This window comes from Streptomyces sp. NPDC028419, from assembly GCF_055565515.1.
Genome location: NZ_JBVHUE010000009.1, coordinates 89,854 through 103,443 on the forward strand (window position 1 = coordinate 89,854; position 13,590 = coordinate 103,443).

Below are 13,590 nucleotides of genomic sequence, written 5' to 3' on the forward strand. Positions count from 1 at the left end.
GTCTCAGCGGTCACTGCGGACCGGCGCGCTGCTGCCGATAATCATGGGCTGAGCAAGCACGTCCGCAGTCTGCCACACCGTCCGCCCCGCGAGCGGGCCGTCTCACGATCCGGTCGAACGGGCATCCGCGGGTCGGTGGGGGGCGGCCAGGAGCGACTCGTCGAGGAACTCCCCGACGTGCGTCAGGATGTCCTCGCGCCCGATCCCGGGCAGGCCCACGGCCAGTTGGATGCTGAACCCGTCCAGCAGCGCGCGCAGCCGGGCGCCGAAGCGGTCGGCGTCCACCGGGCGGAACTCCCCGCGCGAGATTCCCTCGGCGAGCAGCGCCACCAGGTCGCGGTGCCAGGCGCCCTCGACGGCCGCCTGGCGGTCGCGTTCCTCGGGTCCGGCGTTCTGCGAGCGGTTCCAGACCTCCATCCACAGGGTCCAGTGCGGGTCGCGGGCGCCGTCGGGCACGTACAGGTCGACGTACGCCTGGAGCCGCTCGCGGGCCGGGCCGCGGCGGGAGAGCAGGCCGCGCCGCTCGTCGCCGAGGGCGGACTCGCTCCACTCCAGGGTCTGCAGCAGGAGTTCGTCCTTGCTGCGGAAGTAGTAGAGGAGGTGGCCGCTGCTCATGCCGACCTGGCGGCCCAGGCCGGCCATGGTCAGGCCCTCCAGACCGCGCTCGGCGATCATGGCCATGGCGGCGACGAGCACGTCCTCGCGCGGCGGCGCGTTCTTCCGCGCGCGTACTACCGGGGCCGCCATGGGCCACTCCTTACCGTCCGCCGCGGGTCACACCTTCGGCTGCTGCTGGGTGATGCAGTGGATACCGCCACCCCCGGCGAAAATCGTACGCGCGTCGACCAGCCGCACGGTCCGCTCGGGGAACAGTCCGCGGAAGATCTCGGCGGCCTCCTCGTCGCGCGGGTCGTCGAAGGAGCACAGCACCACGCCGTCGTTGCACAGGTAGTGGTTGATGTAGGAGTAGTCCACCCACTCGCCGTCCTCCTCCAGCACGGTCGGCGCGGGGACCTCGACGACCTCCAGCCGGCGCCCGCGGGCGTCGCTCTGGCCGCGCAGCAGGGCCGCGATCAGCTTGCAGCGCTCGTGGTCGGGATGCGCGGGGTCGGGCTGGGTGTGCACGAGCACCACACCGGGGCGGGCGAAGGCGGCGACGATGTCCACGTGGCCCTGGGTGCCGTAGGTGCCGTAGTCACCGGCGAGGCCGTAGGGCAGCCAGATCGCCTTGGTGGTGCCCAGGTGCGCGTGGACCTCCCGCTCGACCTGCTCCCGGGTCCAGCCGGGGTTGCGGCCCGCGCCCAGCTGCACGGTGTCGGTGAGCAGGACCGTACCCTCGCCGTCGACGTGGATGGCGCCGCCCTCGTTGACGAGCGGGGTGCTGTACGTCCGGACGCCGGCGAGGTCGCAGACGTGCCGGGCGATCTTCGAGTCGTGCTCCCAGCGGGCCCACTCCTGGGCGCCCCAGCCGTTGAAGGTCCAGTCCACGGCCGCCAGCTCGCCCGCGTCGTTGGTGACGAAGGTCGGGCCGATGTCCCGCATCCAGGCGTCGTCCAGCTCGCGCTCCACCAGCTCGACGTCGTCGCCTACGACGGCGCGGGCGCTGTCGGCGTCGCCGGGCGCGACGACCAGGGTCACCGGTTCGAAGTCGCGCACGGCGCGGGCGACGGCGCCCCAGGCCCGGCGGGCCTCGGCCAGCTCCTGCTCGTTGGTGAAGGTCGGGTTGGGGCTGGGCCAGGCCATCCAGGTCCGCTCGTGGGGGGCCCACTCGGGGGGCATGCGGAAACCGGCGGCGGCGGGCGTGGCGTCGTTGGCGGGCGTGGCGGGCGTGGCGTTCATGGCGGAAGGTCCTTCCGGGCTGCGGGACGGGGCGCAAGGGGTGGTGCGGGGCGGATCAGAGGAAGTAGAGGCGGTTCAGCGCGACGGAGTCGGCCGCTTCGGAGCGCAGCGGTTCACCGTCGAGGCTGACGAGTCCGCTGCGCGCGTCCACATCGACCGCGCCCACCCGGGAGTTGAGGAGCAGGTCGGCGGGGCCGATGCCGCGGGTGCCGCGGACGGCGACCCGGCGCCTGCGGGTGGGCATCTCGTCGCCGCCGAGGGCGGCCCCCGCCGCCGAGACGAAGGCGACGGAGATGTCGGCGGCGGTGGCGCCGTGGGAGCCGAACTGCGGCCCGAGGACGAGGGGTTCGCAGGTGTCGGTGGCCGCGTTCGGATCGCCGGTGACCCCGTAGGCCGGGAACCCGGACTTGAGGACGAGCTGTGGCTTCGCGCCGAAGAACTGCGGGCGCCAGAGCACGATGTCGGCGAGCTTGCCGACCTCGATGGAGCCGATCTCGTGGGCCAGGCCGTGGGCGATGGCCGGGTTGATGGTCAGCTTGGCCAGGTAGCGCAGCACCCGGGCGTTGTCGTCGCCCTCGCCGTCGCCCTCCAGCGGGCCGAGCTCGCCCTTCATCTTGGCGGCCATGGCGAAGGTGCGGCGGATGGTCTCCCCCGCGCGGCCCATGCCCTGGGCGTCGGAGGAGGTGATGCCGATGGCGCCCAGGTCGTGCAGGACGTCCTCGGCCCCCATCGTGCCCGCGCGGATCCGGTCGCGGGCCATGGCCGCGTCGCCCGGGAGGTCGGGCTTGAGGTCGTGGACGGAGACGATCATGCCGTAGTGCTCGGCGACCGCGTCCCGGCCGAAGGGCAGGGTCGGGTTGGTCGAGGAGCCGATGACATGGGGGACGCCCGCCATCTTGAGCACGTTGGGGACGTGTCCGCCGCCGCAGCCCTCGATGTGGAAGGCGTGGATGGTGCGCCCGTCCAGGACGCGCAGGGTGTCCTCGACCGAGAGGCACTCGTTGAGGCCGTCGCTGTGCAGGGCGACCTGGACGTCGTACTCCTCGGCCACGCGCAGGGCGGTGTCCAGGGCGCGGGTGTGCGCGCCCATGTCCTCGTGGACCTTGAATCCGCAGGCGCCGCCCTCGGCGAGGGCCTCGACGAGGGGGGCGTCGTGGGAGGAGGAACCGCGGGCCAGGAAGCCGATGTTGACGGGCCAGGCGTCGAAGGCGTTGAAGGCGTGCCGCAGCGCCCACGGGGAGTTGACGCCGACGCCCCAGACCGGGCCGAACTCCTGGCCGATGATCGTGGTGACGCCCGCCGCGAGCGAGGCCTCCATGATCCGCGGGGAGAGCAGGTGGACGTGGGTGTCCACGGCGCCGGCGGTGGCGATCAGGCCCTCGCCGGAGACGATGGAGGTGCCGGTGCCGACCACCACGTCCACCCCGTCGAGGGTGTCCGGGTTGCCGGCCCGGCCGATCGCGTGGATGCGGCCCTCGCGGATGCCGATGGACACCTTGCGGATGCCGAGGACCGCGTCGATGACCAGGACGTTGCTGATGACGACGTCGCAGGTCTCGCGGACCGCGGCGGCCTTCAGGTGCAGGCCGTCCCGGGCGGTCTTGCCGAAGCCGGCCAGGAACTCGTCGCCCGGCTTCTGCGCGTCGTGCTCGACCCGCACGGTGAGGCCGCTGTCGCCCAGGCGCACGCGGTCCCCGGCCCGGGGGCCGAAGACGCCGGCGTACTCGTGGGGGTCGATGTGGCGGCTGCCGGGGGCGCAGTGGTCACTGTGCCGGGTCTGCTTGCTCACGCCCGCCCTCCGTCCGCTCCGTCGGCGGCTCCGGTGGCTCCGGCGCCGCCGTCCCCGGTGCCGAGGTAGCCGCAGGCGGCCGCGCGGCGCAGCGCCTCGGCCTTGGCGCCCGGGGCGTCGAGGGGGCCGTCGACCAGCCCGGCGAAGCCGACGGCGATCCGCTCGCCGCCGATCGGGACCAGCCCGACCTCGGCCGCGCCGCCGGGGTCGAAGCGGACCGAGGAGCCCGCGGGGACGCACAGCCGCATGCCGTAGGCGGCGGCCCGGTCGAAGTCGAGGCGCGGGTTCGCCTCGAAGAAGTGGAAGTGGGAGGTGACGCTGACGGGCACGGCGGCGGTGTTGCGCACGCGCAGCCGCACGACGGGCTCCGGCCGGGGCGCGCCGGGGCCGGGTAGGACCGCGCCCGGGGCGTGCTCGCCGAGGCCGACGGCGCCCCGGATGGGGGCGGAGACCACCGCGAGGCGGGACCCGTCGTCGAAGACGGCCTCCACGTGCACCTCGGTGACCACGTCGCTGACGCCGGGCAGGACGTCGTCGGGGCCGAGGACGGAGCGGGCCTCCTCGATGGCCTCCGCCAGTCGCTTGCCGTCGCGCGCGGCCTCGCAGACCGTGTCCGCGATGAGCGCCGTGGCCTCGGGAACGTTGAGCTTGAGCCCGCGGGCCCGGCGGGCCCTGGCCAGTTCCGCAGCGCTGCGGAGCAGCAGCCGGTCACGCTCCGTAGGGGTCAGCCGCACGTCGATCCACCACCTCTTGCGTCGATGGGTTAGAGCATCACTCTAACTCTTCATTTCTCGGCAATGAAGCATTGACCTGAGACCTGGGCTTAGGTCACATTGAATGGCGCTCAAACAATGCGTTGCCGCCCCCCGCCCTGCCAAGGGAGTCCCCCCATGCCCATCGAACAGCGCGGAGTCGACACCATCCCGGAGGAGGAGCGAACGAGCGGTCCACGTGACCTGATCTCGATCCTTCTCGGGTCCAATCTCTGCCTCGGTGTGATCGTCTTCGGCTGGCTGCCCCCGTCCTTCGGACTGGGCCTGTGGCCGTCGGTCACCGCCATCGTGACCGGCACCATCGTCGGAATCGCCGTCACCGCGCCGCTGGCACTGGTCTCGCTGCGGACCGCGACCAACCTCTCCACCTCCAGCGGCGCCCAGTTCGGCGTCCGCGGGCGGCTCGTCGGCTCGGTCGTGGGCCTGCTGCTCTCGCTCGGCTACACCGCCCTGACGCTGTGGATCGGCGGCGACGTGATGGTGGGCGCCCTGTCCCGGCTCACCGGACTGCCGGACACCGGCGTCTCGCGGGCCGCGATGTACGGCGTGCTCGCCGCCTGCACCGTCGTGGGGGCCGTCTTCGGCTACCGGCTCCTGCTGCGCATGAGCAAGGTGCTCTCCGTCGCCATGGTGGTCCTGCTGGCGATCGGCGTCTTCGCCTACGCCCCCGACTTCACCACCGCCCCGGCGGAGACCTCCTACCTCCTGGGCGGCTTCTGGCCGACCTGGCTGCTGGCCGCCGTGGCCGCCGGGCTCAGCGGCCCGGTCGCCTTCATCACCCTGCTCGGCGACTACACGCGCTACGTCTCCCCCCGCGCGCACAGCCCCCGCAAGGTGTTCTGGGCCACCGGCTTCGGCCTGCTGATCGGGCTGCTGATCCCGCAGCTGTTCGGCACCTACACCGCGCTCGCCGCGGGGGCGGGCGCCGATGACTACGCGGGTCCCCTCGTGGCCGCGTCACCCTTCTGGTACCTGGTCCCGCTGCTCGCCGCCGCCGCGGCCGGCTCGGTCGGCAACGCCGGGCTGATGCTCTACTCCATGGGCCTGGACCTCGACGCGATCGTGCCCAGGGCCACCCGTACCCGGGCCACCGTGATCGCCGCCGCCGTCGCCACCGCCTTCGTCTTCGTCGGCTCCTTCGAGTGGAACGTGCAGTCCGCGATGACGTCCTTCGTCCTGGTGCTGACCGCGCTCGGCACCCCCTGGGCCGTGATCACCCTGATCGGCTTCTTCCGGTGCCGGGGCCGGTACGACGCCGACGCGCTCCAGGTCTTCAACCGCCGTGCGGTGGGCGGGATCTACTGGTACCGCGGCGGCTGGAACCTCGCCGCCACCGCTTCCTGGGCGATCGGCGCGGGCGTCGGCCTGCTCGCCGTGAGCACCCCCTTCTACGAGGGCCCGCTGCTCGCCCTGACCGGCGGGGTGGACTGTTCCTTCATCTTCTCCGGCCTGGCCGGCGGCCTGGTCTACGCGGCGCTGACCGCCCGCGCCGAACCGGCCCGGGACCCGGCCGCCGCGGCCGCCGCCGAGGAGCTGGCCGGCGTCTGAGCCCCGACCGCCGACGACGACGGCCCGCGCCCCCGACGCAGGGGACGCGGGCCGTCGTCGTACCGGCGGGGCGGGAGGGGCTAGCCCAGCGGGTGCATCCAGCCGTGCGTGTCGGCCGCGTGGCCGGTCTGGAGGTCGAGGAGCGCCTTGCGGAGCCTCAGGGTGACCTCACCGGGCTCGCCGTTGCCCTGGGTCCAGTCGGCGCGCTCGGACTTGACCGAGCCGACCGGGGTGATGACGGCGGCGGTGCCGCAGGCGAACACCTCGGTGAGGGTGCCGTTCTCGTTGTCGCGCTTCCAGTCCTCGGTGGTGATCCGGCCCTCTTCGGCGGTGTAGCCGAGGTCGCGGGCGATGGTGAGGAGGGAGTCGCGGGTGATGCCCGGCAGGAGCGAGCCGGTCAGCTCCGGGGTGACGATGCGGTCGCCGTACACGAAGTACAGGTTCATGCCGCCCATCTCCTCGATCCAGCGGTGCTCGATCGCGTCGAGCCAGACCACCTGGTCGCAGCCGTGCGAGGCGGCCTGGGCCTGGGCCACGAGGGAGGCGGCGTAGTTGCCGCCGGTCTTCGCGTCGCCGGTGCCGCCCTTGACGGCGCGGACGTACTCCTCGGAGAGCCAGACGGAGACCGGCTTGACGCCACCGGGGAAGTAGGCGCCGGCCGGGGAGGCGATGACGATGAAGAGGAACTCGTTCGCCGGGCGGACACCGAGGCCGACCTCGCTCGCGAACATGAACGGGCGCAGGTAGAGCGAGGCTTCGCCGGAGTCCGGCACCCAGGCGCGGTCCTGCTTGATGAGCGCGTCGCACGCCCCGATGAAGAGCTCGGTCGGCAGTTCCGGCATCGCCATGCGGCGGGCCGAGCGCTGGAACCGCTCGGCGTTGGCCTGCGGGCGGAAGGTGGAGACGGTGCCGTCGGGCTGGCGGTAGGCCTTGAGGCCCTCGAAGATCGTCTGCGCGTAGTGCAGCGTCATGTTGGCCGGGTCCATCGACAGCGGCGCGTAGGGGACCAGCTCGGCGTCGTGCCAGCCGCGTCCCTCGGTCCACTTGATCGTCACCATGTGATCGGTGAAGTGGCGGCCGAAGCCGGGGCTGGCCAGGATCGCCTCGCGCTCCGCGTCGGACAGGGGGTTCGAGGAGGGCTTCAGCTCGATCGTGGGCGTCGTCATGAGTGCTTGTCCTTCACCGGTTCGTAGGGCGGACCGCGCTCACGGCGTACTAGGACGTCCGAGCTTCCCCGCATTCCGCGGCCTCGCGTTCGATTATCGCGCGCGCGATGGCTCCGGTGAAACGGGGTGTTGCGGCCCAGGGGAGATGGTGGCACCCGGGGCCGTGCAGGAAAAGCCGCCGGGTGCGGTGTGCCACCCGGCGGCTTCCTGGAAGTGGAGCTGCCGGGTCAGCCGGCTACTCGTGCGACGAGGGCGTCGCCGATCTGGTCCGTGCTGCGGAAGGTGCCGTCGCGCTCGGCCAGGTCGGCCGAGACCGCGTCCTCGATGCGGGCGGCCTGGGCCTCGTAGCCCAGGTGGCGCAGCAGGAGGGCGACGGAGAGGATCGTCGCGGTCGGGTCGGCCTTGCCGGTGCCCGCGATGTCCGGGGCCGAGCCGTGGACCGGCTCGAACATGGACGGGAAGGCGCCGGTCGGGTTGATGTTCCCGGAGGCGGCCAGGCCGATCCCGCCGGTCACCGCGGCGGCGAGGTCGGTGAGGATGTCACCGAAGAGGTTGTCCGTGACGATCACGTCGAAGCGCTCGGGCTGCGTGACGAAGAAGATCGTCGCGGCGTCCACGTGCAGGTAGTCGGTGGTGACCTCGGGGTACTCCTTGCCGACCGTGTCGAAGATGTTCTTCCACAGGTGGCCGGCGAAGACGAGGACGTTGTTCTTGTGGACGAGCGTCAGCTTCTTGCGGGGGCGGGCGTTGGCGCGCTCGTACGCGTCACGCACCACGCGCTCCACACCGTAGGCGGTGTTGACGCTGACCTCGGTGGCCACCTCGGCGGGCGTACCGGTGCGCAGCGAGCCGCCGTTGCCGGTGTACGGGCCCTCGGTGCCCTCGCGGACGACGACGAAGTCGATGTCCGGACGGCCCGCCAGCGGGGTGGCGGTGTTGGGGAAGAGCTTCGACGGGCGCAGGTTGATGAAGTGGTCGAAGGCGAAGCGGAGCTTGAGCAGCAGCCCGCGCTCCAGAACGCCCGACGGGACCGACGGGTCGCCGATGGCGCCCAGGAGGATCGCGTCGTGCCCCTTGAGGGATTCGAGGTCCGCGTCCGGGAGGGTCTCACCGGTGCGGTGCCAGCGCCGGGCGCCGAGGTCGTATTCCTTGGTCTCCAGCTTCACGTCCTGGGGCAGGACCGCGGCAAGGACCTTGAGGCCCTGAGCCACGACTTCCTGGCCGATTCCGTCACCGGGGATCACTGCGAGATTGATGCTGGTCGCCATGTCGAAACCGTACTCCCAGTCCCAGTCCTCGACATGTCCCGTCCACGATGTGGACGGGACATGTCGTGGGCAGGAGCTGGTCAGTGCCCCGTCGAGCCACCGTTGTCACGGCGGTCGAGGGCCCGCTGGAGGGCGGCGGCGGCGTTCTTGCGGTCGGCGTCGGCGGGGCGGGAGGCGTGGCGGACGCGGCGGACGGCAGAGGTCTGGGACATGGTGAACGACTCCTTGAGAAGAGAGGGGGATCTTCAAGGCGCCGGAAGGGGCGGGGAACGGTGCGCCACAGGGGTTGCCTGTCTCGGGGCGCACGCTCTCGACCGCCATTCGCTGGATCAGCGAGACGTTCGGCTCCTACAAAGCTAGGCCAGCCCGCCCTGTATGTCTCCGCAATTACTCGGACTTCCTACTATCTGAGACGGCGAACCCACCGGAAGGAGCTGTCCGAGCCCCTCCCGATCGGTCCGCTTCAGCCCCTCTCGGCCCTGAGTTCCCTGATCAGCGCCCTGACGGCCAGGGTGGAGGCGGATTCCGGCGTGGTGACGTATCCCACGCTCCGCACGGGCCCGCGCGGGCCGAGACCGACGATCTCCACGGCGTCCGTGGCCTCGCGCAGCGACAGCTCGGGCATGATCGCCATCCCCAGCCCCCGGCCGACCATGGTCAGCACCATCGCGTCGTCCTCGGCCTTGACCGTGGCGCCGGGGATCCAGTCCTGGGCCCGCCACCACGCACGGGTGTAGGAACCGCAGTTCTCGTCCCAGTCCATTAGGGGCAGTGCGCGCGGGCTCGGGTGCCCGGCCGGGTGGACCAGGGCGTACGCCTCCTCCACGAGCACCCCCGTCAGCAGCCCGGGCGGCATCTCGCCGGACCCGCCCAGCGTCGCGATGCCCAGGTCGGCGCGGCCCGCGGCGACCTCGCCCGCGCTGCCGGCCCCCAGCTCGCGCACCACGCGCACCTCGGGTCGGATGCCGGGGTGCAGCGCGGTCAACCGTTCCAGGGCGGGCGGCAGCAGGTGCAGGGCGGCGCTGCGGAAGGCGGTGACGCGCAACGGCCCCTCGACGCGGTCGGCCCCGGAGTCCCGGCCGGCGCCGCGCGCCTCGGCGGCCAGCACCTCGTACAACCGCAGGATCCGGCGGGCGTGGGCGACGGCGCGCTCCCCGGCGGGCGTGGGCCTGGCGCCCGTACGGCCCCGCTCGAAGAGGACGACGCCGAGCTTGGCCTCGCTGCCGCGGACCGAGTGGGAGACGGCGGACTGGGTGAGTCCGAGGCTCTGGGCGGCGGCCGAGAAGCCACCCGCCCCGGCGACCGCGACCAACACCCGCAGCTCCTGGGGCAACAGCTCCACGGGCCTCCCACCTCGTTCCATGAGCGTCGTTCATGGATGGCTCCCATCCATGAACGCAACCCCCTGCCCGACCCGGTGATTCCTTCCTAGCCTCCTGATCATGACTTCCCCGACCGCGTACGCCGTCCACCAGAGCGCCCGCCCCACCGGCTTCCCCACCGCCGCCGACTTCACCGTCGCCGCCGCTCCCGTCCCCTCCCCCGCCCCGGGCACCGCCCTGGTCGAGAACCTGCTGCTCTCCGTGGACCCGTACCACCGCGGAATGATGGACGGCGGCGAGGGCGGCTTCGAGCTGGGCACCCCGCTGGAGGGCCGCTCGGTGGGCCGGGTGATCGCCTCCCGCGACCCGGGCCTGAAGGAGGGCGACCTGGTCTTCCACCGGGCGGGCTGGCGCACGCACGCGCTGGTCACCCGCGGCGTGGACGGGACCCGCCTGCTGCGCGGCCACGAGGGCGTGCCGCTGGAGGCGTACCTGAGCATCCTGGGCGGCACCGGGCTGACCGCCTACGCGGCCCTGACCCGCACGGCGGAGCTGCGCGCGGGCGAGGACCTCTTCGTCTCGGCCGCCGCGGGCGGGGTCGGCGTCGCCACCGGCCACATCGCCCGGCTGCTCGGCGCGCGCCGGATCATCGGCAGCGCGGGCTCGGCGGCCAAGGTCTCCCACCTGACCGGCGACCTGGGTTTCGACGCCGCCTTCGACTACCACGACGGCCCGGTCGGCGAGCAGTTGGCGGCGGCCGCCCCGGACGGCATCGACGTGTACGTGGACAACGTCGGCGGCGACCACCTGGCGGGGGCGATCGACGTCCTGCGGGAGTACGGCCGGATCGCCTGGGTGGGCGCGATCTCGATGTACAACGGCGACCGCTCGCCCGCCGCGCCGCGCAACCTCTTCGAGGTCGTACACAAGTCGCTGCGCCTGGAAGGGGTATTGGTTCGCAATCACACCAATCTGCAGGACGAGCTGGAGGACTTCCTCGTCCCGCACCTGCGCAGTGGCCGGATCGGCACCGACACCACCGTTGTCCAGGGCTTCGAGCACACGGTGGACGCCTTCCTGGGCATGCTCCGCGGGGAGAATCTCGGCAAGATGCTCGTCAGGATCGCTGGCTGAATCCGACCACCCGAAGTTCACCGAACCCTTACCGCACGGCTGTAGACCTTTGAACCCCGCGCCGCCACTCTTGCGGCTGACGTGCCGACAGGGCACCCGAGTGGGGAGTGGTGGCCAGTGACTCCGATCAGCCGCAGGGGATTCGTGGGTATCGGCGCGGGGCTGGTGGCGGGGGCGGCCCTGCCCCCGATGACGGCGACGGCCGCCGCGGCCGCCGCGACCGGCACGATCACGGACGTGAAGCACGTGGTGATCCTCATGCAGGAGAACCGCAGCTTCGACCACTACTTCGGCAAGCTGAAGGGCGTCCGCGGCTTCGGCGACCGCGCCGCGGGCAACCTCCCCGGCGGCTGGGGCATGTTCAACCAGTACAACTGGGGCGGCCGGCAGTACCCGTGGAAGCTCAGCTCCACCCCGGCCGTCGGCGGGGTCGACGGCGAGACCCTCGCCCAGTGCAACGGCGACCTGCCGCACAGCTGGTCCTCGCAGCACGCGGCCTGGAACAAGGGCCGGATGGACAACTTCGTCACCGGCGTCGGCAACACCCGCACCCTCGGCTACCTCGACCGCGGGGACATCCCCTTCCACTACGGCCTCGCCGACAACTACACGATCTGCGACGCCTACTTCTGCTCCACCCTCAGCGCCACCGGCCCCAACCGCACCTTCCTGTGGAGCGGCAAGGTCGACGCGGGCAGCAAGGACGGCGGCGACGAGTCCGGGCTGACCTGGGAGACCTACGCGGAGGCCCTCCAGCGGGCGGGCATGAGCTGGAAGGTCTACCAGAACGCCCAGGACAACTACGGCGACAACGGTCTGGCGTACTTCAAGAAGTTCACCGACGCCGCCCCCGGCAACCCGCTGTGGGACCGGGGCATGGGATCGGTCCCCAAGGTCACCGGCTCCACCCCCGACGACATCGCGGCCGCCATCCGCGCCGACGTGATCGCGGGCACCCTCCCCCAGGTCTCCTGGGTCGTGGCCAACGAGGCCTTCTCCGAGCACCCGTACGCCCCGCCCGGCGACGGCGCGCACTTCGTGGACCTGGTCTACCGCGCCCTGGCCGCCAACCCCGAGGTCTTCGACTCGACCGTCCTCTTCCTCAACTACGACGAGAACGACGGCTTCTTCGACCACGTCCCCCCGCCGGTCGCCCCGCCCGGCACCCCCGGCGAGTACATCGACGGCACCCCGATCGGCCTGGGCTTCCGCGTCCCGATGATCGTGATGTCCCCCTGGACGCGCGGCGGTTGGGTCAGCTCCGAGGTCTTCGACCACACCTCGGTGCTCCAGTTCATGGAGACCTGGACCGCGGCCATCGGCACCCCGGCCACCTGTCCCAACATCAGCGCCTGGCGCCGCAAGGTGACCGGCGACCTCACCGGCGTCTTCGACTTCGCCCACCCGGTCTACGGGGTCCCGGCGGGCCTGCCGTCCACCGCGAAGGTGATCGGGCAGTCGACCTGCGGCCCGCTGTCCAACCCGGTCCCCCAGGACAACGCCCTGCCGGTGCAGGAAGCCGGGACCCGCCCGGCGCGCGCCCTGCCCTACCAGGTGAACGGCAACCTCGACCGCTTCGAGTTCGGGGCCGCCGGCAAGATCCTCGCCTGGTTCTCGATGACCAACCAGGGCGCGCAGGCCACGAGCGCGGCGCACTTCCAGATCCGCCCGCACCAGTACCGCGACACCGCGTCCTGGGAGTACACGGTCGACCCGGGCGGCGTCGCGAGCGACTACTTCAACATCGGCACGGGCAGCGGCTCCGGCAAGTACGACCTCTCGATGGTCGGCCCGAACCGCTTCCTGCGCCGCTTCATCGGCGACACCACCAAGGCCGGCAAGTCGATCGAGGTCGCGGCCCGCTTCGCGACCGAGCCGGGCAGCGGCAAGACGGCGATCTACTTCAAGCTGACCAACACCTCCGCCTCGGCGGTCACCTTCACCGTCCGCTCCAACGCCTACCGCACGGACGGCCCCTGGACCTACACGGTGCCCGCGAACTCCTCCCGCGAGGACTTCTGGAACGCGGTGGCCTACTCCAACGGCTGGTACGACTTCACGATCCTGGCCGACTCCGACGGCACCTGGTCGCGCCGCTACACGGGCCACATCGAGACGGGCGCACCGAGCGTCAGCGGCTGAGCGCGGGCCCGACGGCCGGTCTCAGAGCACGTCCCCGTCCCGCCAGTCGAAGTCGAGCCGCCCGGTGGGGTCCAGCCGGACCCCGCCGGGCGGCGCCCACACGTACGTCGACCCCTCCTCCTCGGCGAGCCGCTCGGGCCCGCCGGGCCCCAGGGTCCCGATCTCCCCGCCCCACACGCTCCAGCCCCGGCCCGCGTACAGCGCGGCCCCCTGCTCCGAGGCCGAGAGCGCGCCGAGCACGTAGGCCCCGGCGATCACCTGCTCCAGGGCGGCCACGATCCCCGCGCCCAGCCCCCGGCGCCGCCGGTCGGGCCGCACGGCCACCGCCTCGACGTACCCGGTGCGCAGGGACCGGCCCCGGTGCACCACCCGGCGCATGACGACGCTGCCGTGCGCGACGATCCGGTCCCCCTCGTACGCCAGGGCGTGCATCCCGCCGAGCGCGTGCTCGAAGTCGAGGTCGTCGAAGTCCCCGTCGAAGGCGCCCTCCAGCAGGGCCCGCACCTCGCGGAGCCCGTCCTCCCCCAGCCCGGCGGTGTGCACGACGCGTACGCTCATGCGGGGACCGTACCCGCATTGCGGACGCCGAAGGGGGTCGCACCGGCCGGA

12 protein-coding genes are annotated in these 13,590 nt (G+C 72.3%); 3 read left to right on the forward strand and 9 right to left on the reverse strand.

Annotated elements, in window-relative coordinates; translation table 11 throughout:
* Window positions 1-102: 102 nt before the first annotated feature.
* The 4 genes from ACZ4UB_RS13230 to ureA are packed head-to-tail and all read right to left on the reverse strand — an operon-like array spanning window position 103 to window position 4,362.
* Window positions 103-747: a TetR/AcrR family transcriptional regulator gene (locus tag ACZ4UB_RS13230; protein ID WP_468070210.1), complete on the reverse strand. Its 645-nt coding sequence runs from the start codon at window positions 745-747 to the stop codon at window positions 103-105.
* Window positions 748-774: 27 nt separating this feature from the next.
* Window positions 775-1,839 (reverse strand): agmatine deiminase family protein, encoded by a 1,065-nt coding sequence (locus ACZ4UB_RS13235; protein ID WP_468070211.1) that lies wholly within the window; start codon window positions 1,837-1,839, stop codon window positions 775-777.
* A gap of 55 nt (window positions 1,840-1,894) precedes the next feature.
* Window positions 1,895-3,577 carry an urease subunit alpha gene (locus ACZ4UB_RS13240; RefSeq protein WP_468070295.1) on the reverse strand — a complete coding sequence of 561 codons (1,683 nt, stop codon included), beginning with the start codon at window positions 3,575-3,577 and terminating at the stop codon, window positions 1,895-1,897.
* Window positions 3,578-3,624: 47 nt separating this feature from the next.
* Window positions 3,625-4,362 carry an urease subunit gamma gene (ureA, locus tag ACZ4UB_RS13245; RefSeq protein ID WP_468070212.1) on the reverse strand — a complete coding sequence of 246 codons (738 nt, stop codon included), beginning with the start codon at window positions 4,360-4,362 and terminating at the stop codon, window positions 3,625-3,627.
* 156 nt (window positions 4,363-4,518) lie between these two features.
* Here ureA and ACZ4UB_RS13250 point away from each other — a divergent pair, with 156 nt between their 5' ends.
* Window positions 4,519-5,949, forward strand: a complete 1,431-nt coding sequence (locus ACZ4UB_RS13250; RefSeq protein ID WP_468070213.1) for a cytosine permease — start codon at window positions 4,519-4,521, stop codon at window positions 5,947-5,949.
* A gap of 80 nt (window positions 5,950-6,029) precedes the next feature.
* On the opposite strand, the gene ACZ4UB_RS13255 is transcribed toward ACZ4UB_RS13250, so the two are convergent.
* The 4 genes from ACZ4UB_RS13255 to ACZ4UB_RS13270 form a co-directional block, all read right to left on the reverse strand.
* Window positions 6,030-7,115 carry a branched-chain amino acid aminotransferase gene (locus tag ACZ4UB_RS13255; RefSeq protein WP_468070214.1) on the reverse strand — a complete coding sequence of 362 codons (1,086 nt, stop codon included), beginning with the start codon at window positions 7,113-7,115 and terminating at the stop codon, window positions 6,030-6,032.
* Window positions 7,116-7,342: 227 nt separating this feature from the next.
* Window positions 7,343-8,383 carry a 3-isopropylmalate dehydrogenase gene (locus tag ACZ4UB_RS13260; protein ID WP_354380037.1) on the reverse strand — a complete coding sequence of 347 codons (1,041 nt, stop codon included), beginning with the start codon at window positions 8,381-8,383 and terminating at the stop codon, window positions 7,343-7,345.
* An 80-nt stretch (window positions 8,384-8,463) separates the two neighbouring features.
* On the reverse strand, window positions 8,464-8,595 hold the full coding sequence (locus ACZ4UB_RS13265) for a hypothetical protein (protein WP_356412621.1): 132 nt from the start codon (window positions 8,593-8,595) through the stop codon (window positions 8,464-8,466).
* 251 nt (window positions 8,596-8,846) lie between these two features.
* A complete protein-coding gene (locus tag ACZ4UB_RS13270; protein ID WP_468070215.1) occupies window positions 8,847-9,746 on the reverse strand; it encodes a LysR family transcriptional regulator in 900 nt (299 codons plus the stop codon).
* Window positions 9,747-9,825: 79 nt separating this feature from the next.
* Here ACZ4UB_RS13270 and ACZ4UB_RS13275 point away from each other — a divergent pair, with 79 nt between their 5' ends.
* Together ACZ4UB_RS13275 and ACZ4UB_RS13280 are read left to right on the forward strand one after the other, a co-directional pair.
* A complete protein-coding gene (locus ACZ4UB_RS13275) occupies window positions 9,826-10,839 on the forward strand; it encodes an NADP-dependent oxidoreductase (RefSeq protein WP_468070216.1) in 1,014 nt (337 codons plus the stop codon).
* A gap of 117 nt (window positions 10,840-10,956) precedes the next feature.
* Window positions 10,957-12,981 carry a phosphocholine-specific phospholipase C gene (locus ACZ4UB_RS13280; protein ID WP_468070217.1) on the forward strand — a complete coding sequence of 675 codons (2,025 nt, stop codon included), beginning with the start codon at window positions 10,957-10,959 and terminating at the stop codon, window positions 12,979-12,981.
* A gap of 21 nt (window positions 12,982-13,002) precedes the next feature.
* Here the strand turns inward: ACZ4UB_RS13280 and ACZ4UB_RS13285 are convergent, their stop codons facing one another.
* The gene (locus ACZ4UB_RS13285) at window positions 13,003-13,539 is read right to left on the reverse strand and encodes a GNAT family N-acetyltransferase (protein ID WP_468070218.1); all 537 of its coding nucleotides are present in this window, start codon (window positions 13,537-13,539) and stop codon (window positions 13,003-13,005) included.
* Window positions 13,540-13,590 lie beyond the last annotated feature (51 nt).